Annotated in this window: 20 protein-coding genes; 12 read left to right on the top strand and 8 right to left on the bottom strand. The window is 70.6% G+C overall.

Annotation, left to right across the window (positions count from 1 at the left end; translation table 11 throughout):
* The first annotated feature begins 119 nt into the window (after window positions 1-119).
* The 4 genes from BJ998_RS29600 to BJ998_RS29585 are packed head-to-tail and all read left to right on the top strand — an operon-like array spanning window position 120 to window position 5,541.
* Complete coding sequence (locus BJ998_RS29600; protein ID WP_184866629.1) at window positions 120-1,565, top strand: MFS transporter; 1,446 nt, start codon at window positions 120-122, stop codon at window positions 1,563-1,565.
* Window positions 1,562-1,975 carry a MarR family transcriptional regulator gene (locus tag BJ998_RS29595; RefSeq protein WP_184866628.1) on the top strand — a complete coding sequence of 138 codons (414 nt, stop codon included), beginning with the start codon at window positions 1,562-1,564 and terminating at the stop codon, window positions 1,973-1,975. The genes BJ998_RS29600 and BJ998_RS29595 overlap by 4 nt, the downstream gene beginning before the upstream one ends.
* Window positions 1,976-2,012: 37 nt before the next feature.
* On the top strand, window positions 2,013-4,793 hold the full coding sequence (locus BJ998_RS29590; protein ID WP_184866627.1) for a DEAD/DEAH box helicase: 2,781 nt from the start codon (window positions 2,013-2,015) through the stop codon (window positions 4,791-4,793).
* On the top strand, window positions 4,786-5,541 hold the full coding sequence (locus BJ998_RS29585; protein WP_184866626.1) for an SWIM zinc finger family protein: 756 nt from the start codon (window positions 4,786-4,788) through the stop codon (window positions 5,539-5,541). The genes BJ998_RS29590 and BJ998_RS29585 overlap by 8 nt, the downstream gene beginning before the upstream one ends.
* A 77-nt stretch (window positions 5,542-5,618) precedes the next feature.
* On the opposite strand, the gene BJ998_RS29580 is transcribed toward BJ998_RS29585, so the two are convergent.
* Window positions 5,619-6,695, bottom strand: a complete 1,077-nt coding sequence (locus BJ998_RS29580; RefSeq protein ID WP_184866625.1) for a J domain-containing protein — start codon at window positions 6,693-6,695, stop codon at window positions 5,619-5,621.
* Window positions 6,696-6,777: 82 nt separating this feature from the next.
* Here BJ998_RS29580 and BJ998_RS29575 point away from each other — a divergent pair, with 82 nt between their 5' ends.
* Complete coding sequence (locus tag BJ998_RS29575) at window positions 6,778-7,212, top strand: hypothetical protein (RefSeq protein WP_184866624.1); 435 nt, start codon at window positions 6,778-6,780, stop codon at window positions 7,210-7,212.
* A 26-nt stretch (window positions 7,213-7,238) separates the two neighbouring features.
* Here BJ998_RS29575 and BJ998_RS46660 read toward each other — a convergent pair whose 3' ends face one another.
* Window positions 7,239-7,724, bottom strand: a complete 486-nt coding sequence (locus BJ998_RS46660) for a ClpX C4-type zinc finger protein (protein WP_221338168.1) — start codon at window positions 7,722-7,724, stop codon at window positions 7,239-7,241.
* Window positions 7,725-7,771: 47 nt separating this feature from the next.
* Here BJ998_RS46660 and BJ998_RS29565 point away from each other — a divergent pair, with 47 nt between their 5' ends.
* Window positions 7,772-8,236, top strand: coding sequence for a DUF3995 domain-containing protein (locus tag BJ998_RS29565; protein WP_184866623.1), 465 nt, complete (start codon window positions 7,772-7,774; stop codon window positions 8,234-8,236).
* Here the strand turns inward: BJ998_RS29565 and BJ998_RS29560 are convergent.
* The 3 genes from BJ998_RS29560 to BJ998_RS29550 are packed head-to-tail and all read right to left on the bottom strand — an operon-like array spanning window position 8,145 to window position 11,268.
* Window positions 8,145-9,014, bottom strand: a complete 870-nt coding sequence (locus BJ998_RS29560) for an HpcH/HpaI aldolase/citrate lyase family protein (protein WP_184866622.1) — start codon at window positions 9,012-9,014, stop codon at window positions 8,145-8,147. The genes BJ998_RS29565 and BJ998_RS29560 overlap by 92 nt on opposite strands.
* The gene (locus tag BJ998_RS29555; protein ID WP_184866621.1) at window positions 9,007-10,068 is read right to left on the bottom strand and encodes an HpcH/HpaI aldolase/citrate lyase family protein; all 1,062 of its coding nucleotides are present in this window, start codon (window positions 10,066-10,068) and stop codon (window positions 9,007-9,009) included. The genes BJ998_RS29560 and BJ998_RS29555 overlap by 8 nt, the downstream gene beginning before the upstream one ends.
* A gap of 6 nt (window positions 10,069-10,074) precedes the next feature.
* Window positions 10,075-11,268 (bottom strand): citrate synthase, encoded by a 1,194-nt coding sequence (locus BJ998_RS29550; protein WP_184866620.1) that lies wholly within the window; start codon window positions 11,266-11,268, stop codon window positions 10,075-10,077.
* A 92-nt stretch (window positions 11,269-11,360) separates the two neighbouring features.
* On the opposite strand from BJ998_RS29550, the gene BJ998_RS29545 reads away from it, so the two are divergent.
* A complete protein-coding gene (locus BJ998_RS29545) occupies window positions 11,361-12,509 on the top strand; it encodes a citrate/2-methylcitrate synthase (protein WP_246488682.1) in 1,149 nt (382 codons plus the stop codon).
* Here the strand turns inward: BJ998_RS29545 and BJ998_RS29540 are convergent, their stop codons facing one another.
* Window positions 12,510-13,532, bottom strand: a complete 1,023-nt coding sequence (locus BJ998_RS29540; protein ID WP_221338167.1) for a DMT family transporter — start codon at window positions 13,530-13,532, stop codon at window positions 12,510-12,512. It lies immediately after the preceding gene.
* Between BJ998_RS29540 and BJ998_RS29535 the strand changes: the two genes are divergently transcribed.
* The 4 genes from BJ998_RS29535 (at window position 13,483) to BJ998_RS29520 (ending at window position 20,883) form a co-directional block, all read left to right on the top strand.
* On the top strand, window positions 13,483-14,940 hold the full coding sequence (locus BJ998_RS29535) for an aminotransferase-like domain-containing protein (RefSeq protein ID WP_312890389.1): 1,458 nt from the start codon (window positions 13,483-13,485) through the stop codon (window positions 14,938-14,940). The two genes, BJ998_RS29540 and BJ998_RS29535, sit on opposite strands and share 50 nt — an antisense overlap.
* Before the next feature lie 105 nt (window positions 14,941-15,045).
* Window positions 15,046-15,528 (top strand): SET domain-containing protein-lysine N-methyltransferase, encoded by a 483-nt coding sequence (locus tag BJ998_RS29530; protein ID WP_184866617.1) that lies wholly within the window; start codon window positions 15,046-15,048, stop codon window positions 15,526-15,528.
* On the top strand, window positions 15,512-19,591 hold the full coding sequence (locus BJ998_RS29525) for a non-ribosomal peptide synthetase (RefSeq protein WP_184866616.1): 4,080 nt from the start codon (window positions 15,512-15,514) through the stop codon (window positions 19,589-19,591). The genes BJ998_RS29530 and BJ998_RS29525 overlap by 17 nt, the downstream gene beginning before the upstream one ends.
* A 98-nt stretch (window positions 19,592-19,689) precedes the next feature.
* Window positions 19,690-20,883 (top strand): MFS transporter, encoded by a 1,194-nt coding sequence (locus BJ998_RS29520; protein WP_184866615.1) that lies wholly within the window; start codon window positions 19,690-19,692, stop codon window positions 20,881-20,883.
* Here BJ998_RS29520 and BJ998_RS29515 read toward each other — a convergent pair.
* Window positions 20,880-21,371 (bottom strand): NlpC/P60 family protein, encoded by a 492-nt coding sequence (locus tag BJ998_RS29515; protein WP_184866614.1) that lies wholly within the window; start codon window positions 21,369-21,371, stop codon window positions 20,880-20,882. The genes BJ998_RS29520 and BJ998_RS29515 overlap by 4 nt on opposite strands.
* 2 nt (window positions 21,372-21,373) lie before the next feature.
* Window positions 21,374-22,027: a peptidoglycan recognition protein family protein gene (locus tag BJ998_RS29510; protein WP_184866613.1), complete on the bottom strand. Its 654-nt coding sequence runs from the start codon at window positions 22,025-22,027 to the stop codon at window positions 21,374-21,376.
* Window positions 22,028-22,160: 133 nt separating this feature from the next.
* Here BJ998_RS29510 and BJ998_RS29505 point away from each other — a divergent pair, with 133 nt between their 5' ends.
* A complete protein-coding gene (locus tag BJ998_RS29505) occupies window positions 22,161-23,429 on the top strand; it encodes an MFS transporter (RefSeq protein ID WP_184866612.1) in 1,269 nt (422 codons plus the stop codon).
* Window positions 23,430-23,534: the final 105 nt, after the last annotated feature.

Genomic DNA, 23,534 nt, shown 5'->3' with positions numbered 1-23,534 from the left:
TCCCAGCCCGGCCCGCCGGCCGAGCCGCCCGGGCCGTGAACGGGCTCACGGTTCCCCTCCCACCCAGATAGTTGTACGCTATGAACAATTACAGTCATACAACTACCCAAGGGGGACGGGTGCCTGAGCTCAGCCGCCGCCGGCGGCAGCTCGTGTTGGCCATCTGCTGCATGAGCCTGTTCATCGTCGGCCTGGACAACACCATCGTGAACCTCGCGCTGCCGGCCATCCAGCACGACCTGAACGCCTCGGTGAGCAGCCTGCAGTGGACCATCGACGCCTACGTGCTGGTGCTGGCCAGCCTGCTCATGCTGGCCGGCTCGACGGCCGACCGGGTGGGCCGCCGCCGCACCTTCCAGACCGGCCTGACCCTGTTCGGCCTCGGGTCCCTGCTGTGCAGCGTGGCCCCGAACGCCGGCGCGCTGATCGCCTTCCGGATGGTGCAGGCGGTCGGCGGCTCGATGCTCAACCCGGTCGCCATGTCGATCATCAGCAACACCTTCACGGACGGCCGCGAGCGCGCCAAGGCGATCGGCGTCTGGGGCGGCGTCGTCGGCCTGAGCATGGCGCTGGGCCCGCTGCTCGGCGGCGCGCTGGTGGAGTCCGCCGGCTGGCCGTCGATCTTCTGGGTCAACGTGCCGGTCTGCATCGCCGCGATCATCCTGGCCGCCAAGTTCGTGCCGGAGTCCCGCTCGCCGCGCCCGCGCCGGCTGGACCCGGTCGGCCAGCTGCTGGTGATCGTGCTGTTCGCCGGCCTGACGTACGGCATCATCGAGGGCCCGGGCCACGGCTGGGGCTCACTGGAGATCATCGGCTGCTTCGCGCTGGCCGCACTGGCGGCGCTCGGCCTCGCCCTGTACGAGCCGCGGCGCGAGGAACCGCTGCTCGACGTGCGGTTCTTCCGCAGCGTCCCGTTCTCGGGCACGACCCTGATCGCGATCAGCGGCTTCGCGGCGCTGGCCGGCTACCTGTTCCTCAACGCCCTCTACCTCCAGCAGGTCCGTGGCCTGACGGCGCTGGAAGCAGGGCTGCTTTCACTCCCGTCCGCCGCAATCACGGCGGTCCTCGCTCCACTGTCGGGCCGCGTCGTCGCCCACCGCGGCGCCCGGCTGCCGCTGGTCATCGCCGGCATCGGCATCATTCTCAGCGGCCTGCTGCTCACCCAGCTGACCGTGAACTGGCCGATCCCGCTGCTGCTGCTCCCGTACATCGCGTTCGGCATCGGCTTCGGCACGCTGAACGCGCCGATCACCAACACGGCGGTCTCCGGCATGCCCCGCGCGCAGGCCGGCGTGGCCGCGGCGGTGGCGTCGACCAGCCGGCAGCTCGGCGCCGCGCTGGGCGTGGCGATCATCGGCTCGGTGGTCACCTCGCACGTCACCGGCCCGTTCGCCACCGGATTCACCGCGGCCAGCCACCTCGGCTGGTGGATCATGGTCGGCTGCGGCGGGCTGGTGCTGGCCATGGGTATTCTGACCACGAGCCGGTGGGCTCGGCGCACCGCCGACACCGCCGCGGCGACCTTCGAGAGCGACGAGCCCAGGATTCCGGTGACGACGTCATGACCTACCCGACCGCGGGCCGTGCCTGGCAGGCGATGCGGTCGCTGGTGTTGGAGCAGCACGACCGCCGCGCCGAGGTCTGCCAGGCACTGGACATGAGCTTCATCAAGGTGAAGGCGCTGTACAAGCTGGCCCGGGGCCCGATGACCATGCGCGAGCTGACCGACGCTCTGGCCACCGACAAGCCGTACACCACGCTGGTGGTGGACTACCTCGAGGACCGCGGCCTGGTGGAGCGCACGCGGCACCCGGAGGACCGCCGCTCCAAGATCGTGACGATCACGGCGAAGGGCGCCGCCGAGGCGGAGAAGGCGAACGCGATCCTCGGCGCGCCCCCGGCCCCGCTGTTGGCGCTGCCCGAGGAGGATCTGGCCGAGCTGGACCGGATCCTGGCCAAGCTGGCGGGCGACTGACTTGCTGCTGCACGGTTTGTGCGGACCGGACGGCCGGATGGCGCTGTGGGCGGAGGATCCCGCGCTGCCCCGGGACGCCGACGGCGACGCACACCCGTTCGCCGTGCCACCGCCGCACGGCAAGGTGGAGACCCGCACGATCACGTTGCCGTCCACGGAATCCGGGCCGCTGGCGTCGACGGATCCGTCGGACGGGCAGCGGTTGCGGCCGTGGCAGGTTCCGGTCGGCGTGGTGGACGCGGCGGTGCTGGCAGAGCTGCTGGACGACGAGCTCGGTGACACGGTGCGGTTTCTCGCCGATGTCGCCGCGTTCGCCGAGAACCTGGTCTCGCGTGGCCGCGTCGTGCCGGACGAGGAATCCCGTTGGCGCGCGGTGCTGTCCGGTGTGGACTCCGCACGATTCGTCGCGCTGGCCGGGGCGATGCCGCCGGCGTGCCGCGCGGAGTCGCTCGACACGGATTCCGGCATCATCCTACAGTATACAGTGGACCGTATTGTGGATGAGGAAGTCCGGCGACGGCTCGCCGGCGTGCGGCTGAGCCGTGGACGGTCCGAACTGGACCGCTGGCTCGCGGCCCTGACGGGCGAGCCGAAGTCGTTCCCCGGCCTGGAAAAGCCGCTGGCGGCATGGCGGGCGACCGCGGCGTCGGACAGCCCGGTGCGCACCTGCTTCCGGCTCAGCTCGCCGGATCTGGAGGACGACGACTTCTGGCTGCTGGAAGTGCTGCTGCAGTCGGTGGACGACCCGAGCGTGCTGGTGCCGGCGAAGCAGATCTGGCACGGCAACGACGACGTGCTGTACCGGTGGATCGACGACCCGCAGGCGCAGGTGCTGGCCGACCTCGGCCGGGCCAGCCGCCTGCACCGGGGCCTGGAGCAGTTGCTGCGGCAGCCGCAGCCGGCCGAGCTGCGGACGGACGCCGATGGCGCCCATGCCTTCCTGCTCGACGCGGCGCTGCTCACGCAGGCCGGCTTCGCCGTGTTGCTGCCGGCGAAGTGGGGGCATCTCGGCATGCGGCTGTCGGCGCGCAGTCCGCAGGCGATCGGGACGGTCGCCCACGAACGGGGCATGGGCCTCAACCTGCTCGTCGACTACAAGTGGCAGCTGGCGCTGGGCGGCGAACCGCTCACCGACGCGGAGATGGCAACCCTGTCCGCGGCCAAGGTGCCGCTGGTACGACTCCGCGGCAGGTGGCTCCACCTGGACCGCAAACGTTTGGCAGCCGGTCTCGACTACCTCGGGCGAAGCGGTCGGGGCACCATGACCGCCGGCGAGGTGCTGTGGGCCGAGCAGGCCGACCTGCCGCTGCCCGTGACCGACGTGCACGCCGAGGGCTGGCTCGGTGAGCTGCTGTCCCAGCACGCCGACAAGCGACTCGAACCCGTGGACACCCCGGCCGCGTTCGCCGCGACCTTGCGGCCGTACCAGCAGCGGGGGCTGGCGTGGCTGAGCCTGATGGACCGGGTCGGGCTCGGCGCGTGCCTGGCCGACGACATGGGGCTGGGCAAGACCGTGCAGCTGCTGGCGCTGGCCGTGTCGACCGCCGGGCGCGGGCCGACGCTCGTGGTGTGCCCGATGTCCGTCGTCGGCAACTGGCAGCGGGAGGCGGAGCGGTTCGCGCCCACGCTGTCCGTGCACGTCCATCACGGCGACGACCGGGTGGGCGCCGCGGAACTCGCCCGGCACGACCTCGTGATCACCACCTACGGCGTGGTCGCACGGGACGTGGCCAACCTGTCCGAAGTGGACTGGGATCGGGTCGTGCTCGACGAGGCGCAGTACGTCAAGAACAGCTCTTCGGTGCAGGCCAAGGCGGTTCGCGCGCTGCCGGCCCGACACCGGGTCGCGCTCACCGGGACGCCGGTGGAGAACCGGCTGGCCGAGCTGTGGTCGGTGATGGATTTCCTGAATCCTGGGCTGCTGCGCACCGAGCACACGTTCCGGGCCCGGTTCGCGGTGCCGATCGAGCGGTTCGGCGACCAGGACGCGGCGGCTCGGCTGCGCCGGATCACCGGACCGTTCCTGTTGCGGCGCTTGAAGACCGATCAGACCGTGATCGACGACCTGCCGGAGAAGTTCGAGGTGCGCCAGCTGTGCAACCTCACCGCCGAGCAGGCCACGCTGTACAAGGCAGTCGTCGACGACATGCTCGGTCGCATCGGCGAAAGCCGTGGTATCAAACGCAAGGGTCTCGTGCTGGCCGCCATGACCAAGCTCAAGCAGGTGTGCAACCACCCGGCCCAGCTGCTCGGCGACGGCTCGCGGGTCGCCGGCCGCTCCGGCAAGGTCGCGCGGCTGGAGGAGATCGTCGAGCAGGTGCTCGCCGACGGCGACAAGGTGCTGTGCTTCACCCAGTTCGTCGCCTTCGGCCGCATGCTCGTCGGTCACCTGTCCTCGCGCTTCGGCATCGAGGTTCCCTTCCTGCACGGCGGCACCCCGCAACGTGCTCGCGACGAGTTGGTCGCCCGCTTCCAGTCCGCCGACGGCCCTTCCGTGCTGCTGGTGTCGTTGAAAGCCGGCGGCACCGGGCTGAACCTGACCGCCGCCAACCATGTCGTGCATCTCGACCGCTGGTGGAACCCCGCCGTCGAGGACCAGGCCACCGACCGTGCTTTCCGCATCGGGCAACGCCGGGACGTCCAGGTGCGCAAGTTCGTCTGCGTCGGCACCCTGGAGGAACGGATCGACCGCCTCATCGCCGAGAAGCGGGCCCTGGCCCAGCTCGTCGTCGGCGCCGGCGAGAGCTGGCTGACCGAGATGTCCACCAGCGAGCTTCGGGAACTCGTCACTCTCGCCCCGGAGGCCGTCGGTGAGTAGCGGTCTCGGCGCCCAGTTCGTCGCCGTCCTGGAGTCCCTCGGCATGGCTTCCCGGCTGCGCCAGGGCCGGCTCGCCGCTCGCGCCGGCCAGGTCCTGAGCATGTCCTTGTCCACCAGCGTTGTCGTCGCCCAGGTCCAGGACGGTTCTCGGACCCATCGGTGCCGTATCGGCATCAAGGCCTTCACCAAGCCCGAGTGGGTCGCTGTCGAGAAGGCCCTCGCCGGTCAGGCCCTGCATGCCGCCCGGCTGCTCGCCGGCGAGGTCCCCTACGAGATGTTCGCCGACCTGGGCCTGCGGCTGTTCCCCGATGACATGCGTGAGCTGGCCATGGACTGCACCTGCGACACGTGGGACATGCCCTGCCAGCACCTCGCCGCCGTCTGCCATCTCCTGGCCGAACTCTTCGACCAGGACCCTTTCCAGGCCCTGGCCTGGCGCGGTCGCGGCCGTGACGAGCTCTTGTCCCGGCTCGGCGAGATCCGCCGCAGCACCCGGGAAACCCCGCCCGTCAAAGGCTTCTGGCGACTGCAGCACCCCGCCGGCGCCCCAGCCGATCACTCGGACGCCAAGCCGGTCGCCGGACCGACCAGCCCCTCTGCCGCCGAGTCGGCCAGTGCCGCGCCCGCCGTCCGTCCCGACGCCGTCCTCGACGAGCTGGCTCCCCTGCCGCTGGACCTGCGGGGCGAACGCGTCGTCGACCTGCTCCGCCCCGCGTACCACACCATGGCCCACAAGCCAACCGACTGATCGACATCGGCCCCACGAACGGCCCTCTGCCAGGTTGATCTGGTTGGATCGATTCGGGGGCTGCTCAATCCGGCCGGCTACGACACCACCCGGTCGAGCACGAGCCGGAACACGTCTCGATCCACAGTGGACGGATCGGCGGCGAGCCACTGGCCCAGCTCGGCCACGAAGCGGTGCGGGCTCATGGGCGGCGCCAAGGCGTCGTCGGGGTCGCCGGTGGACACCTCGCCGGCGCGGCTGGGGTAGATCAGCACCGCGCCCCGCACCTCGACGCCGGGCAGCAGGTCGGCGAAGGCGTCGATGGAGTCCTCCAGCCGCACGGCGCCACCGCGGAACGGATGGCCGTTGCGCCACATCGCGCCGGCGTCGTCGACCTCGTAATGACCGGGCAGCCACAGCTTCGACTCGATCAGCACCAGCCGATGGCCGCACAGCACGGCGTGGTCGACGTCGGCGAACACGGAGTCGGGCAGCGCGAGGCCATGGAAGACACGCACGCCGGGCAGCCGGTTGAGGTACTTGGCCAGCAGCTCGGCGGTCAGCTTCTCGGCCCGGTCACCCGGCAGGCCGAACGACTTGCTGGTGCCGATCTCGGCGGTGAAGGCCTGGTGCTCCCGCTTCGCGGCCAGTAAGCCCCGCCCCATCCGGACGAGCACGACAACGGCGGCGGCCATCAGGACCAGCACGACGGCCAGTAAGAACGGGCTCAGGTTGATCGCCAACAGGATGGAGAGCAACAGGATCAGGCTGGCCAGCGCGACCACGACGGGGGCGTGACCGGGCCCGACCTGCGGCACGTACCGGACCCGCTCGCCGGCGTCGACGGTCTGCCACCAGGGGATGCCACGCGGATCGATCCGCGGCAGCTTCGGCACGTAGTTCGGGTCGTCGCCGAAATCCCGCCTCGGCGCGGGTCTTCTGGTCCGCGGGGCGGTGGCCGGCGCCGGCTCCGGCGGGTCGCCGAGGTCGTAGCGGGCGCGCCGGGTCGGGTCGGTCAACGTCTCGTACGCGAGCTGGAGCAGCCGGAACGTGCCGGCGGTGCCGCCCGCGTCCGGGTGCATCACCTTGGCCAGCGCACGGTAGGCCGACTTCACCTCGGCGGCCGATGCACCGCGCGAGACTCCGAGCAGTTCGTAGTAGTCGACCTCGGCCACGGCGCACACCCTAGTGCAGCCCCACAAATGTTGATCATGCAGGTTTCAGGCCAGGTTCAGCCTGATGGCACACAGTGGGGTCATGACACGCAGAACCAGGACGGCACTGATCACCGGCGCGGCAGTGATGGCACTGGTGACCAGCGGCGGCGTGGCGTACGCCGTCAGCAGCGCACCCACGTCCACCTCGAACTCCGCACCGGCGCCGGCACCCGCCAAGGCCAAGCACCACCGGCAGCTGCTCGGCCACGTCGCGCACGGCGAAGTCACGCTGAACGGCAAGGATCACCGTGTCGTCGACCTGCAGCGGGGCGAGGTGCATTCGGTCAGCTCGACGTCGGTCAGCGTCAAGAGCGACGACGGCTTCACCGCGACCTATGCCGTCAACGGCGACACCAAGATCCGCAAGGGCGGCAAGGCATCCGCGATCGGCGACGTGCACACCGGCGACAAGGTTGTCATCGTCGCCACCAAGGCGAACGGCACCGCCACCGCGACCCGCATCGCCGACAAGTAGCCGCGGCGGTCCCGGCGGCCCGGACCTCAGACCTGGGTCGCCAGGACCTCGTCGCAGAACTCCAGGCAGCGGTCGCAGATCCGCACGCCCGCCTGCTCGGCGAGCCAGCCGTCCGCGGCGGCCGGCCGGTCGCAGAACGAGCAGTCCGACGCGCTGGAGGTCAGTGGCGGCTGGGCGCGGAACCGCCGCACGCAGCCGTCGCAGACGAAAACGCCCGGACCGGCGATGAGCCGCTCGACCTCCTCGGCGCTCGCGCCGCAGAACGAGCAGTCGCCGACCTTGAGCCGCGGCTTCCAGCCCTCGGTGCCGCCCGCTTCCTCGATCATCTGGTGCACCCGCTGGTGGCTGATGTCCAGCGCGTCGGCGATCTCGCGCAGCGAGGCCCCGGCGAGGTGCAGCCGCCGCACCGCGTGGTGGTAGTCGGCCTTGGCAAGTTCGGTACGCTCCTGCGCCTCGGCCCACGCATCGGCGGCCGCGCGGGCGTCCCGCAGCAGGTCCCGGTCTACCGGCATCTGTCTACCGTACCTAGACAAACAGCGTTCGTCTAGCATCACTGGACATGTGGGGGAAGATCGCGGCGTGCTGGTGCGCGCTGTTCGCGGCACTGCACGTCTACTGGGCCGTCGGCGGGGACATCGGGCTGGCCGCCTCGGCCGGCGCGGACCTGGCGGCGCGGCGACCGCTCTGGTTCGTCCTGTTCGGACTGTGGGGCGTCGCCGTGCTGCTGGTCGCCGGCGCGGCGTTCTGCCTGCTCAAGCACCCGTGGCAGCGGGTCGGCCAGTTCGCCGGCGCCATCCTGGTGGCGCGCGGCGTGCTGATCGAATTCGTGCTGCTGACCGGCATCGCCGACGTCGGCGCGGACGAGCGGTTCTGGAGCCTCGTGCTGTGGAACCCGTGGTTCGCGTTGGGCGGCGTGCTGTGGCTGACGGCGTTCAACCAATCGCCTCGACGGCGTCGGCGAGCGCGAGCAGCCGGCGGGCGTCGTCGACGTGCAGGTTCTCGATCATCCGCCCGTCAACGGTGACAACACCGTCGCCGCGCGCCATGGCCTCGTCGAACGCCGCGATGATCCGCCGCGACCGCTCGATCTCGGCCTCGGACGGCGCGAACGCCCGATTGCACGGCTCCAGCTGGCTCGGGTGGATCAGCGTCTTGCCGTCGAACCCGAACTCGCGGCCCTGCCGGCACTCGGCGGCGAACCCGTCGAGATCCTTCACGTCGTTGTAGACGCCGTCGAGGATCTGCTTGCCGTACGCCCGCGCGGCGAGCAGGCACAGCGACAGGTCGGTCAGCAGCGGGGCGCGGCCGGGAACATGCTGCGCCTGCAGCTCCTTGGCCAGGTCGTTGGTGCCCATGACCAGCACCGTGAGCCGGCCGCTCGCGGCGGCGATCTCCTTGGCGTGCAGGATAGCGACCGGAGTCTCCACCATCGCCCAGATCTTGGTCCGGTCCGGGGCGCCTTCCTGCTCCAGCACGCGTTCGACGGCGTGCACGTCGGCGGCGGAGTTGACCTTCGGCACCACCACGGCATCCGGCCCGGCCTTCGCGGCGGCGCGCACGTCGTCCTCGTGCCAGGGGGTGTCGATGCCGTTGACGCGGATCGTCAGCTCGCGGCGGCCGTACTCGCCGGAGGCGACGGCGGCGCAGACCCGGTCACGAGCGGCGATCTTGGCGTCCGGGGCGACGGCGTCCTCCAGGTCGAGGATGAGCGCGTCGGCCGGCAACGTCTTGGCCTTCTCCAGGGCACGCTCGTTGGCACCCGGCATGTAGAGGGCCGACCGGCGCGGTCGCAGGTCAGTCATGGGACGCCTCCGCGTACGCCTTGGCCAGTTCGGGGTCGCGCGCCGCCAGCGCGTCGGCGAGTTCCGCGACGACCCGGCACTGCTTGACGGTGGCGTCGTCCTGCATCTTGCCGTCGATCATGACCGCGCCGGTGCCGTCGCCCATCGCGGCGATCACCTTCCGGGCCCACGCCACCTCGTCCGGAGACGGCGAGAACACCCGGCGGGCGATGTCGATCTGCGCCGGGTGCAGGCTCCACGCGCCGACGCAGCCGAGCAGGAAGGCGTTGCGGAACTGGTCCTCGCAGGCGACGACGTCGCGAATGTCGCCGAACGGCCCGTAGTAAGGCAGGATTCCGTGCGCCGCGCAGGCGTCGACCATGCGCGCGACGGTGTAGTGCCACAGATCCTGCTGGTAGGTGTGCCGGCCGGCGGTCAGGTCGTCACCGGTGGGATCGGTGCGCACCAGGTATCCGGGGTGGCCGCCGCCGACCCGGGTGGTCTTCATCCGGCGGCTCGCCGCCAGGTCGGCCGGGCCGAGCGACATGCCCTGCATGCGGGGGCTCGCGCCGGCGATCTCCTCCACATTGGCCACGCCGCGGGCCGTCTCCAGGATGGCGTGCACCAGGATCGGCCTGGTCAGGCCGGCCTTCGCCTCCAACTGGGCGAGCAGCCGGTCGACGTAGTGGATGTCCTCGGCGCCCTCCACCTTCGGCACCATGATCACGTCGAGCTTGTCGCCGATCTCGGTGACCAGCGTGAGCAGGTCGTCGAGGCCCCACGGGGAGTCGAGGCTGTTCACCCGGGTCCACAGCTGGGTGTCGCCGAAGTCCGTGGCCCTGGCGACGGCGACCAGGCCGGCCCGGGACGCCTCCTTGCGGTCGGCCCGGACGGCGTCCTCCAGGTTGCCCAGCAGCACGTCCACCTTGGGCACGAGGTCGGGCACCTTGGCGGCCATCTTCTCGTTGCCCGGGTCGAAGAAGTGGATCATCCGGGACGGCCGGAACGGGATCTCCCGCAGCGGCTGCGGCGCGCCGACCGCGAGCGGCCGGAAGAAGTCCTTGGCGGAGCGCATGGCCGATCATCGCTCCGGACGGTCGCCGGTGTACACGCCGAGTGGTCGAAACCTCAGTCCGGGTTCGCGGTACTCCTCGATCGCGTGCGCCAGCCAGCCGGCGGTGCGGGCCAGCGCGAAGATCGTCTCGCCGGCGTCGGGACGCAGGTCGTAGGCGTGCATGAGGGCGGCCAGGGCCAGGTCGACGTTGGGGAACGAGTCGGCGGCGATGATCACGGCGTCGACCGTGCCCATCACTTCGGCGGCGTCCGGATGGCCGCGCAGCAGGCCGAGCAACACCTCGGCGCGGGGGTCATGGGCGCGGTAGACGCGGTGCCCGAAACCGGGGATGCCGCCGGCGCGCTGCCGTTCGGCGATGGCCCGCAGCGGGTTGTCCATCGCCTCGCTGAGGAATCTGTACGCGAGTGTGCTCTGCACACCGTGGTACCGACCGTCGACCGCGCCGAGTCCGGCGGAAACCACGGCGTACGGGTGGGCGCGGGCGCTGGCGGCGACACGGGCGGCGACCGTGGACGCGGCGAGATCGTGGTCGGCCAGCAGCACCAGGGCGATGTTGAGCAGCCCGATGTCGACGGGTCGGCCGCCGAGCTTGCCGGCGAGCCGTTCGGTGATCAGCAGCCCGTCGTCGGCACCGCCTTCTGCGCCGCCGGGGAGGGCGTCGACCAGCACGCCGATGAGCTTCTGCCCGACGCGGACGACGGCCGGCGTCGACAGGTCGAACCGCAGCGGGTCGACGGCGCCGAGAACCGCGACGGCCACCTTGATCGCGTCGATCGTCCCGGTTTCCGCCGGCAGAGCGGCCAGTGCCGTGCGGACGGTGTCGACAAGCTTGTCGTAACGCCGGAACGTGCGGGTCTTGTCGAGTTCGCCGGTCCAGAGCAGTCCGGCGACGGCCTCGAAGCTGACGGTCAGCGCGAGTTCGGCGACATTGTGACCGCGGTAGAAGAGCATGTCGTCGTCGAGCAGGGTGAGTTCGGTGCGGATCCGCTCGACGGCGCCGGACGCCTGACGGGCGTCACGGCTGTTCGCGACGAACTCGTCGACCTCGTCCTGCCGGAAGAAGCTGCCGCGACGACCGGGCAGCTTGGTGCTGCGCAGCATGCCGCGGCTGGCGTAGGCGTAGACGGTCGTCGCCTTCACGCCCAGCCGGCGGGCGACATCGGCCGTGCTCAGGTAACGCTCGTCACTCCCGCTCGCCACGACCTGCGACTCCTCGGTTCATGTTGACTGTATCAACATTGACAATAGTTGATTGCCAAATCGACAGTTGACCAGTCGAGATGGAGGTTGTCATGGATGTACCGGCTGGTCTACGTGACGTCGTGGTCACCACCACGGAAATCGGCGACGTGCGCGGCGCCGAGGGCTTCTACCACTACCGCGGCTACCCCGCGATCGACCTGGCCAGGACCCGGACGCTGGAGGACGTCTGGTTCCTGTTCGTCGAGGGCCGGCTGCCCGACGCCGTCGAACGGCTCGAGTTCGCCGACAAGGTCGCCGCTCTGCGTCCGCTGCCCGACGAGGTCCGCGAGGTGCTGCCGGCGATCGCGCGCGCCGGGGAGAAGTTCAGCCCGCTGGCCGGACTGCGGACGGCGTTGTCGCTGATCGCCGCCGCCCGCGACCTGCCGCCCGTTTGGGATTCGACGCCCGAGCGCCGCCGCGCCGACGCATTGCTGGTCAGCGCCGTGACGCCGACGATCCTCGCCGCGCTGTACCGGCTGCGCTCCGGCCTGCCGCCGCTGGAGCCTCGTGCGGACTTGTCCGCGGCGGCGAACTGGCTCTATCTCGTCACCGGCGAGATGCCCGACGAAAACCAGGTCTCCGCCGTCCAGAGCTATCTCGTCTCGACGGTGGACCACGGTTTCAACGCGTCCACGTTCACCGCCCGGGTCGTCGCGTCCACCGGCTCGGACGTCGTCTCCGCGGTCGCCGCCGCGATCGGGGCGTTCGTCGGCCCGCTGCACGGCGGCGCCCCCGACCGGGCGCTGGACAGCCTCGACGAGATCGGCTCGCCCGAGAAGATCGACGCCTGGGCCCGCGGCAAGGTCGCCGCCGACGACCGGATCATGGGCTTCGGCCACGCCGTATACCGCACCGAGGACCCGCGCGCCCGCATGCTCCGCGACATCGCGCTCGACCTGGCCGCCAGGGGCTTCGCGCCGGACCTGGCCGAGTTCGCCGTCACCGTCGAGCGCCGGATCGTGGAGATCCTCGCCGAGCTGAAGCCCGGCCGGCAGCTGTACGCGAACGTCGAGTTCTACGCCGGCGTCGTGATGGAGCAGTGCGGCATCCCGCGTTCGATGTTCACGCCGACGTTCGCCGCCAGCCGGGTGATCGGCTGGTCCGCGAACGTCCTCGAGCAGGCGGGCGGCGGCAAGGTCATCCGCCCCGCCGCCCGCTATGTCGGCCCGCCGGCGCCCCAGCCGGTGCCGGCCGCCTGATCACCGGGCGCGCTGGGTCAACACCACACACCCGAGTACGACGACCGCGACCACCACCGTCACGACGTCGACGTGTTCGTGCAGCAGCACCACCGACCACGCCAGCGTCAGCACCGGCTGCACCGCCTGGATCTGGCCGATCCGGGCGACGCCGCCGCGGGCCAACCCCGCGTACCAGGCGAAGAAGCCGAGGAACTGCGAAACCAGGGCGACGTAAGCAAAGCCGAGCCACGCGGGCCCCGCGGCGGCACCGAGCCCGTTCGCGGACACGACGGCGACGGGAATGGTCACCGGCAACGCCAGGACGAGCGCCCAGCAGATCGTCCGCGCGCCACCCAGCTCGCGGGCGAGGGCGCCGCCCTCGGCGTAGCCCAGCGCACACACCACCACCGCGGCGAGGAACCACAGGTCGGCGGCCCTGAAGCCGCCGGCCATCCCGCCGGAGACGGCGACGAACCCCAACACCGCCGCAAAGCCGGCCCCCGCCGCCAGCCAGAACTTCGGCGACGGACGCTCGCCCCCTCGCACGACGGCGAAGACCGCAGTAGCCGCCGGCAAGAGTGCGATCACCACCGCCCCGTGCGCGGCCGTCGCCTGGGTCAAGGCGATGGACGTGAACAGCGGAAAGCCGATGACCACGCCGCACGCGACCACGACGAGCCGACGGAGTTGGGCGGCGGTGGGCCATGAGCCACGGGGAAACTCCCGCTCCGCATCGACGGCGACCTGACCTGTCCAAGCATCAGGCTGGGCGGCCGTCGGAGACGAGCCTGACATCACGCGTTGTTCGGCGTCAGCGGGCTGACCGGTGACCGGGCGCGGTGGGCGGGATAACGCGAGGTAGCCGATCGCGAGGACGCCGGCTACCGCGGCGCGGCCGAATGCGACGAACCAGGGGTCGAGGGCGGCGACGGAGATCCTGGTGACGGGCAGGGTAAAGCTGAAGGCCAACACGCCGAGTGCCCCGAGCAGGATGCCGGACGTTACCCGCCCGGGAGCAGTAACGTTATCCTTGACTCTCATGAATGAGGATAACGCAGAGCAAGGTGTTATCCGACTGCTTCGCGCGGCGGCCCACACGGCGGGACCGGGCGGACGGCTGCCGTCGGTGCGGACGATCATGGCCGAGCTGCGGGTCTCGCCGGTGACGGTGCAGCACGCGATGCGCCGCCTGACGGCGGAAGGGGTCATCGAGGTCCGCGCCAGCAAGGGGGCGTACGCGGCGACGAGGCAGCCGGCGCCGGAGGTGCCGGATCTGGAGTGGCAGTCGGTGGCGCTCGGGGCGAAGCCGCCGGGGGACGAGTCGCTGCCCGATCTGCTGGCGATGCCGGGCCCGGAGATGGTGCCGATGTCGGGCGGCTACCTGGACCCGGAGCTGCAGCCGGTGGCAGCCCTCGGCGCGGCGCTCGGCCGGGCGTCCCGACGGCCGGAGGCCTGGGCGCGAGGGCCGGTCGAAGGGCGGGAGGAGCTCCGGGCGTGGTTCGCCCGGCAGGCGGGTGGCGCGTTCCGGGCGGGCGACATGGTGGTGTGCCCGGGCGGCCAAGCGGCGTTGTCCACGGCGTTCCGGGCACTGACGGCGCCGGGCGACACGCTCCTCGTCGAAGCGCCGACGTATCTCGGGGCGATCGCGACAGCCCGCAGCGGGGGCCTGCGCGTGGTCGCGGTGCCGGCCGATGCCGACGGCGTCCGGCCGGATCTGCTGGCGGCGGCCTTCGCCCACACGGGTGCCAAGGTCTTCTACTGCCAGCCGCTCTACGCCAATCCGCACGGGGCGGTGCTGTCCCGCGAGCGGCGGCTGGAAGTGCTAGCGGTGCTAGCGGAGCACGGGGCGTTCCTCATCGAGGACGATTTCGCCCGCGACCTGGTCATCGACGGCGCGCCACCGCCACCGCTGGCGGCCGACGACGTCCACGGCCACGTCATCTACCTGCGCTCGCTGACGAAAACCGCCGCTCCGGGGCTACGCGTCGCCGCCATCGGCGCTAGGGGTGCTGCCGGCGCTAGATTGCGCACGGCCCGCGTCCTCGACGACTTCTTCGTCGCCGGCCCGCTCCAGCTGGCAGCGCTGGAATTCCTGTCATCGCCAGCCTGGCAGCGCCACCTCAAGTCGCTCCGACCGGCACTCAAGGCCCGCCGAGACGCGCTGCTCTCGGCGTTGGCCACCGAACTCCCCCAACTCCGCCCGGTGACGATCCCGACCGGCGGCATGCAGGCATGGGTCCGACTGCCGGACGGCGTCGACGACCTCGCGCTCACCTCCGCCGCCGCGGCGCACGGCGTGGTCGTCTCCCCCGGCCGCGGCTGGTACGCGGCCGACCCGCCGGCGCCACACCTGCGGCTCACCTTCGCCGGCGCGCCGCCCGAGGTGCTGATCGACGGCGTGCGCCGGCTGGCCGACGCGGCCGCGGCGGTCGGCATACCGGCCGGATAGTCAATCAACGTCCGACTTTTCCGAATGTAACCCCTGCTCACCGGTGAACCGACGGGGCGAGCCGACACGTAGTCATCACCGGAAACGAGCAGGGAGGACCCGGTGATGACAACCACGGACGGATTCGCGGTGGTGCGCACGAGCGGCGAATTCAAACTCGTCGCGCAACGCGATTTCCCGGCCGGCAGCCGACTTTTCGGGGTGGACGGCCAGATCACCGAGGAACCGACCCGCTATTCGGTCCAGGTCGGCGCCGGAATCCATCTCGACCTGCCCGGCGGCCACGCGCCCGAGGAATTGATGGACCGCTTCTTCTGGCGGTTCACCAACCACAGCTGCGCGCCGAACGCCCAGCTCCGCGGCCGGGCGTTCTTCGCGCTGCGGCCGATCGAGCCGTGGCAGGAGATCACGTTCCACTACGAGAGCACCGAGTTCGAGATGGCCGAGCCGTTCGACTGCCGCTGCGGTGACGCGACGTGTTTCGGCCGGATCCAGGGCTTCAAGTTCCGCACCGACGACGAGCGTGAGCTGCTGCGCCCGATGCTCGCCGACCACCTGCTGGCCATGCTCAATGTCGTCCACCGCTGAGCGGCCACGGGTCCTGCACGAGTTCTTCGCGCAGGCCGCGGTGCGCTGGCCGGACGCGGTCGCGGTGGACGTGCCGCCCGCGGCGAACCGTCCGGGCCGCGACACGCTGACGTACGCCGAGCTCAAGCACGAGTCGGAGTTGCTGGCCGGCGTGGTGAATCTGGCCGTCGGCCGCGGCGCGGTCGCCGCGATCATGCTGGGACGCACCACGCCGCGCCTGTACGTGGCGCAGCTGGCGGTGCTGCGCTCCGCCGCCGCGTACGTGTGCGTCGACCCGGCGTTCCCGGACGACCAGGTCACGCACATCCTCGGCGATTCCAAGGCGAGGGCGCTGCTGACCGACGCCCCCGGCGCGGAGCGGGCGGCCCGGATCGGCTACCCGGGGCCGATCATCCGCGTCGACCTGCCGCTGACCACGCCGGCGCTGCCACTGCCCGACCCGCCCGGCCCGGACGACGTCGCGTACATCATCTACACCTCCGGCAGCACCGGCCGGCCGAAGGGTGTGATGATCCCGCACCGGGGCGCCGCGAACCTGGTCGGCGGCGACATGACGGAGTTCGACCTCGGCCCCGGAGACCGTGTCGCACAGGGGTCTTCGCCCGCCTACGACTCCTCGGTCGAGGAGATCTGGATGGCGCTGGCGACGGGCGCCACCGTCGTGTCGATGGATGACGAGACCGCGCGGCTCGGGCCGGATCTGGTGCCCTGGCTACGGAATGAGCGCATCACCGTGCTCTGCCCGCCGCCGACCCTGTTGCGTGCCACCGGCTGCGACGATCCGCGTACGGAACTGTTGCACCTACGGTTGTTGTACGTCGGCGGCGAGGCACTGCCGGACGACGTCGCGGAACGCTGGTCGCTCGGACGCCGGATGGTCAACGGCTACGGCCCGACCGAGTGCACGGTCACGTGCATGCGCCAGGACATCGTGCCCGGCGAGCCGGTGGCGATCGGCAAGCCGGTGCCGGGCATGCAGGCGTACGCGCTCGACGACAACCTCGAACCCGTTGCCCCGGGCGAGAAGGGCGAGCTGTGCATGGGCGGCGCCGGGCTGGCGCTGGGGTATCTGAACCAGCCGGAGCTGACGAAGGCGAAGTTCGTCGACCACCCGAAGCTCGGCCGGATCTACCGGACGGGCGACCTCGTGCACGCCGAACCGGACGGAACCTTCTTCTACCACGGCAGAATCGACTCGCAGGTGAAGCTGCGGGGCTATCGCATCGAGCTGGAGGCGATCGAGGCCGTTCTCGCCCGCTGCCCCGGAATCCGCGAGGCCGCCTGCCGGGTACAGGGCGAAGGCGCGACGGAAATGCTTGCCGCGCACGTCGTTCCGACCGATCCACGCAAGCCGCCACACGTCGAGGCGCTCAAGGCCGAGCTGCGCAAGGCCCTTCCGACCTACATGATGCCGGGCGCCTTCGGCATCATCGACGAGCTCCCCCGCACCGCGGGCGGAAAGCTGCGCCGCACCGAGCTTCCCGTGCTGACCACGCATCGCGCCCGCAAGCACACCGCACAGCCCACCCCGACGGATCCGGTCGCCCTGTTCATCTCGGAATCCGTGCAGGCCGTGCTGCAACTACCCGAACTTCCCGGCCCCACCGACGACTTCTTCACCGATCTCGGCGGCAGCTCCCTCAACGGCGCGATGCTGATCACCAAGCTGCGCACGAACCCCGCGACCGCGTCGATCACCGTCCGGGACCTCTACGAGACGCGCACGATCGGCGCGTTGCTCGAACGGGCCGTGCCGGACACGGAATCCACCGGCAGCCAGCGAGAACGGCACACCGTCGACGTGATCGGCGCGACGGTCGCGCAGGCGCTGTGGCTCGCGCTGGAACTCGCGGTCGGGTCGATCGTCGCCTATCTGAGCGTGTTCTGGGTGATCCCTTGGCTGTCCGAACGCATCGGGCTGACCGGGCTGATCTTCCTCACCCCGGTGATCCTCGGCCTGCTGCGGCTGGCGATCACGCCGCTGTCCATCGAGATCGCCGTCCGGGCCAAGCGGTTGCTCATCGGGAAGTACACCGCGGTGCGCACGCCGGTGTGGAGTCCGTTCCACGTCAGGATCTGGATCGTCCGGCAGTTCATGCGGTTCATCCCGTGGGGCACGATCGCCGGCACCGAGTACACGTCGATCGTGCTGCGCAAGCTCGGCGCGAGGATCGGCGAGCGCGTGCACATCCATCGCGGCGTCAATCTCCAGCAGGGCGGTTGGGACCTGTTGGACATCGGCGACGACGTCACTGTCAGCCAGGACGCCTCGCTCGGCCTGGTGCACCTCGAACAGGGCCAGGTCGTGCTCGGCCCGGTGACGATCGACAGCGGCGCGACGATCGACATCCGGGCCGGCGTCGGCCCGCACGCCCGCGTCGGCCGCAACGCCTGGCTGTCCGCCTTGTCCCATCTGCCGACCGGGAGCACCGTTCCTGACGGCGAGCGATGGGACGGCGCGCCGGCCAAGCCGGCCGGCCGAGCCGAAGACCCGCCCGAACCGACCAGAACCGCCCCGACGCTCTCACCGAAGGCGCACGGGCTGGCGATGATCCTCAGCCGTACCCTGCTCGGACTCGTGCTGGCGTTGCCGTATGCGCTGATCGCCGCCTTCGTGGTGTCCGAGCTGGACCTGACGTATGACACCCTCCTTGCGGCGCTGGCCAATCCCCTGGATCACCTCGCGCTGCTGGCGATGCTCGGCGTCTGCGCCTGCCTCGCACTGGTGTACGAGGTCGCCCTGGAGGCCATCGTCTCCCGCGCCCTCGGGCCGATCCTTCCCGGCGTGATCAGCCGGTACAGCGTCGACTACATCCGGGTGTGGTTGAAGACGGGCCTGGTCGACTCGGCCGGGAAGTGGCTGTCCGGCGGCATCTTCTGGCCGGTCTGGCTGCGTGCCGCCGGCATGAGGGTGGGTTCCGGCTGCGAGATCAGCACGATCATCGACGTGGTGCCGGAACTGGTCACCATCGGTCCCGACACGTTCTTCGCCGACGGCATCTACCTCTGCGGGCCACGGGTGCAGCGCGGCATAGTCGTGCTCGACGAGGTCGAGTTGGGCGCCAACACCTTCCTCGGCAACCATGCGGTGATCGCCACCGGCCAGCACCTGCCGCCGGACATCCTGATCGGCATCTCCACGGTCGCCGACGACCGGCTGGTGCGGCCCGGGACGTCCTGGTTCGGGCATCCGCCGTTCGAGCTGCCGCAGCGGGAGATCGTCAGCGTCGACCGGTCACTGACGCACGAGCCGTCCCTGATCCGCGTGATCGACCGGAACTTCTGGGAGTGGCTCCGGTTCACGCTGCCACTGGTGCCGCTGGCCGCGGTCTCCCTGTGGACGTACGGCATCACCAAAGCCGCCAGTTTCCTCGACCCACCGGCCTTTCTGCTGCTCGGGGTCCCCACGACGAGCTTGCTCACCGGCGCGTTCCTGTGCCTGACCGTGCTCGCGATGAAGTGGGGACTGCTGGGCCGCGTGAAGGAAGGCATCCACCCACTGTGGTCGTGTTGGTGCAGCCGCTGGGACTTCCTCTACGTGGCCTGGGGTTTCATCGCCGGCAAGCCGCTGTCGGCGCTGGAGGGCACGCTGCTGCTGCCGATCTACCTGCGCTGGATCGGCGTGAAGATCGGCAAACGGGTGGCGCTGGGCGAGGGTTTCGCCCAGATCGTCGACCCGGACATGCTGGAGTTCGGTGACGGCGCAACCGTCAACGCGATGTTCCAGGCGCACACCTTCGAGGACCGGGTGCTCAAGATCGGTCACGTCAAGGTGGGCGCGCACTCGACGCTCGGCGACGCCACGGTCCCGCTGTACGGCGCCGTGGTCGGCGAGCACACCACGGTCGCGCCACACAGCGTGATCATGAAGCACGAACACCTGCTGCCGGGCCTGCGCTACGAGGGCGCGCCGACGCGACGGAGAGGCGACGACGACGCCGATCCGGTCGACATCGGCCGACAGGAACTCGAAGGTCCATTATGGACCGTTCAGCCGGTGGTGGTCGGCGTGGCCAGGCACCGCGTGCCACGGGCGAAAGCGCGAAGGTCGGGTGAGGGCTGACGACTTGTCACCTTCCCGCATACTGGGCGATATGCCCGCTTCGCGTCACTGCCCGTAATGGCAGGACTTTCGGCCCGTGCACGATCTAAGGTCGGCACGTGTCACAACGGAGAACGCTGACTGTGCTGGTGGCCGCGCAGATCGCCGGCAGCATCGGGATCGGCGCGTCGGTGTCGGTCGGCGCGGTGCTCACCGCCGACCTGTCCGGGTCCGCCGCGTGGTCCGGCAGCGCTTCCACGATGAGCACGCTCGGTGCCGCGCTGTGGGCGTTACCCCTGGCCAGGATCGCGGCCGCGCGCGGGCGGCGGCTCGCGCTCAGCCTCGGCTGGGTGGTGTCGCTGCTCGGCGCCGTGCTGGTGATCGTGGCGGCGGTCGGCCGCTCGTTTCCGTTGACACTTCCGGCGATGCTGTTGATGGGCGCCGGCAACGCCGCGAATCTTCAGTCCCGTTTCGCCGCCACGGACCTGGCCGATCCCCGCCACCGTGGCCGGTCGCTGGCGCTGGTCGTGTGGTCGTCCACGATCGGCGCGGTCGCCGGGCCGAACCTGACCAAGCCGGGCGCCTCGGTCGCCGAATTCCTCGGCATCCCACCGCTTTCCGGCCCGTTCGTGTTCTCCGCGGTGGCCGCCGCCGTCGCCACCGTCGTGCTGTTCGTCGCGCTGCGTCCCGATCCGTTGGCCAGCAACGGGTCCCGCGGCCGCAACCTGCGCGTCGGCTGGGAGGTCCTCAGATCCTCCGCGCCGGCCCGGCTCGGCGTGGCCACCGTCGCGTTCTCACATGCCGTGATGGTGTCGCTGATGGCCATGACTCCCGTGCACATGCAGGAACACGGCGCCACCCTGACGATCATCGGCCTCACCATCAGCCTGCACATCGCCGGCATGTACGCGCTTTCCCCGGTGATGGGCTGGATCTCCGACCGCTGGGGCCGCGTCCGCACCGCCTTGGCCGGCCAGGCCGTGCTCGTGCTGGCCGTTCTGCTCGCCGCCACCTCCGGCGACTCCATGACCCGGGTGACCGTCGCCCTCATCGTGCTCGGCACCGGTTGGTCCATGTCCACCGTCGCCGGCTCGACCCTCGTCGCCGATTCCGTTGAACTGGCGCGACGACCAGCCGTACAGGGCGTCTCCGATCTGCTCATGAGCCTCGTCGGCGCGATCGGCGCCGCCCTGTCCGGCGTGGTCCTGTCACTGCTCACCTACAGCGGCCTGAGCCTGGCCGCCGGCCTGCTGGTGCTGCCCGTCCTGCTGTTCGGGCTCGCCGCCCGCAGCCGCGTCCCGAGCCGACTCTAGAACCAGGGGTTGGACCAGCCCAGGTAGTGGCCGCCCCACTTGCTCTGGATGGTGGCGATCGTGGTCTCGCTGAGCTTGCCGGCGGCCACGATGTCGTTGGAGACGAACTTGCCGCCGCCGATGGAGATCATCACGTGGCCGTAGGAGCTGCCGGGAATGCTGAAGAACGCCAGGCCGCCGGCGGGCACGGTGGTGCCGGAGTGCTTGTACTGGGACGGCATCGAGCTCCAGTGCTGCGCGGCGCTGGCGTGGCCGCTGGCGGACCGGCCGTAGGCGAGCGCGACGACGTGGTCGCAGCGGTGGTCGTAGTCGGAACTGGTCGCGCCGACATGGTTCTTGGCCCAGGTGACGGCCTGCGCGCAGGTGCGCGGGTTGCTGGTGGCGGGGCTCGCGCAGGTCGCCGCGGCGGGGGCCGCGGGGGCGGCGACGGCGATCGGGGCTCCGAGGCCCAGCACCGCGGCCGCGACCAGTAATGCCTTGCCTATCATGGCTATCCTCCCAGTTTCTTGGCAACGTCCTTGCGCAGCTGCGGCAACATCGAATAGAGCACGTCGCCGGGACAGTCGGTGTCGCGGTAGTCGCGGTGGCCCTGGATGGCGTTCGGCGAGATCGAGTACTGCGAGCAGACGTACGCGCACAGCGTCACCAGCGAGTTCCACAGCTTCGCCGGCGGCTGGACGGTCATGTAGTTGCCCTCGTTCTCGATGCCGATCGCGATGTCGTTCTGGCCGGGGCAGTGTGCGGCCCGCACGATCTCCGTGCCGCCGCGCAGCGTGGACAGGCTGTTGTGCCGGCCCTCCAACAGGTAGCCGCCGCGGGTGTTGGTGAAGTGCTGGCCGGTGTCGCTCCAGTGGTTGTCGTCCATGTGGTGGTCCTGGATGGACCGGGCCAGCGCGAAGGCGTGCGCCTGCGAGTAGTCGGTGCTGTTCGGGGTGTCGGTGTGGTGCACGAGGATCCGCACCGGCCTGTGCGGCAGCACGGTGAGTGGGTCGGCGGGCGGCCGCGCGCCCCAGGCCGCGCAGCCGCTGATCGTCGGGACGGTGACCGCGGCGGCCGAGCCGGCGCCCAGCGCCGCGCCGCCGAGCGCGATGCCGGTGAGGGCGGCCGACCGCAACAGGGTCCGCCGGTCGAGGAAGTCGCGCACCGTCGATCTCCGTTCGTCAGGTGCTCACAGACTTCTGCCCACGCTCGCGAAACGTCAACGAACGGTCCCGAAGAGTCCCGGTTCGTCAACTGTCAAACCAGCGGCGAACAGCGACGACTGGCACGATTCGGCCATGACGGAGCAGCTCAGCCGCCACCGGCTCCCGGTCCGCGTCCTGGTCGCCGCGTCGGTCGGCAACGCCATCGAGTGGTACGACTGGACGATCTACGCGACGTTCAGCATCTACTTCGCGAAGGTGTTCTTCCCGGCCGGCAACGACGTGCTGGCGCAGATCAACACCGCGGCGACCTACGCGCTGGCCTTCTTCTTCCGGCCACTGGGCGGCTATCTGCTGGGGCGGTGGGCCGACGTCCGGGGGCGCAAGCCGGCGATGATCGGCACGATCCTGCTGATGGCCGGCGGCTCGCTGCTGATCGCGGTGCTGCCGGGCTTCCAGCAGGCGGGCTGGCTGGCGCCGGTGCTGTTGCTGCTGGCGCGAATCGCCCAGGGGTTGTCGCTGGGCGGTGAGGTGTCGAACGCGTCGGCGTACCTGGGGGAGATCGCGCCGCCGGACCGCCGCGGCCGCTACTCGTCGTTCTTCTACATCTCAACGGGTTCGGCCGTGCTGCTGGCGTCGGTGCTCGGTTTCCTGTTGTCGCACACGATGTCGACGGCGACGCTGACCTCGTACGGCTGGCGGATCCCGTTCGCGGTGGGCGGCGTGCTGGGGCTGGTCGGGCTGGTGCTGCGCACCACGCTCCGCGAGACGGAACCGTTCGCGCAGAACAAAATCAAGGTGACGCACCCGTTGCGCACGACCCTGCGGGAGCACCCGAAGGCGGTGGGCTGGCTGGTCGGCACGACGGCGGTGTCGACGCTGGTCTACTACACGTACTTCAGCGCGTTGACGCCGTTCGCGGTGACGAGCCGGCATGCGGCGGCGCAGGACGTGTTCCTGGCGTTGTCCATCGGCACGGCGCTGTTCGTCGCGCTGCAATACCCGTTGGGCGCACTGGCTGATCGGTTCGGCCGTAGGCCGCAGCTACTCGTCTTCACGGGAGCGACGGCGGTGCTGAGCGTCCCCTTGTCGGCGCTGATCGGCCCGGGCGTGGCCGGTCTCACGGTGGTGTTCTGCGTGGGGCTCGGCCTGTACACGGCGCAGACGTCGATCGCGCCGGCGCTGATGAGCGAGCTTTTCCCGACCGAGGTCCGCGCGCTGGGCATCGGCGCCTGGTACAACATCACGGTCGCACTGCTCGGCGGCACCGCGCCGTTGGTGATCAACGCGCTGGCCGCGGCCGGCCTGTCCACGCTGTTCTTCTGGTACCTCGCGGCGATCGCGGTGATCGGCTTCCTGGTGGTGCTCACGCTGCCGGAGACCAAGGGCAAGACCCTCACGTAGTTTCACCCTGGCGTCGGTGGCGAGACTCGCCCGGTAGCCGACCGTGACACGACCGTGTCGCAAGAGAACGGCGTCAGCCAGCGCAGATACTCGACAGTCGGCCGT

Origin of the sequence: Kutzneria kofuensis (assembly GCF_014203355.1) — a bacterium.
Taxonomy (GTDB): domain Bacteria; phylum Actinomycetota; class Actinomycetes; order Mycobacteriales; family Pseudonocardiaceae; genus Kutzneria; species Kutzneria kofuensis.
Note: the sequence above shows the minus strand (reverse complement) of the source record. Positions and strands in the feature narration are given on the sequence as shown.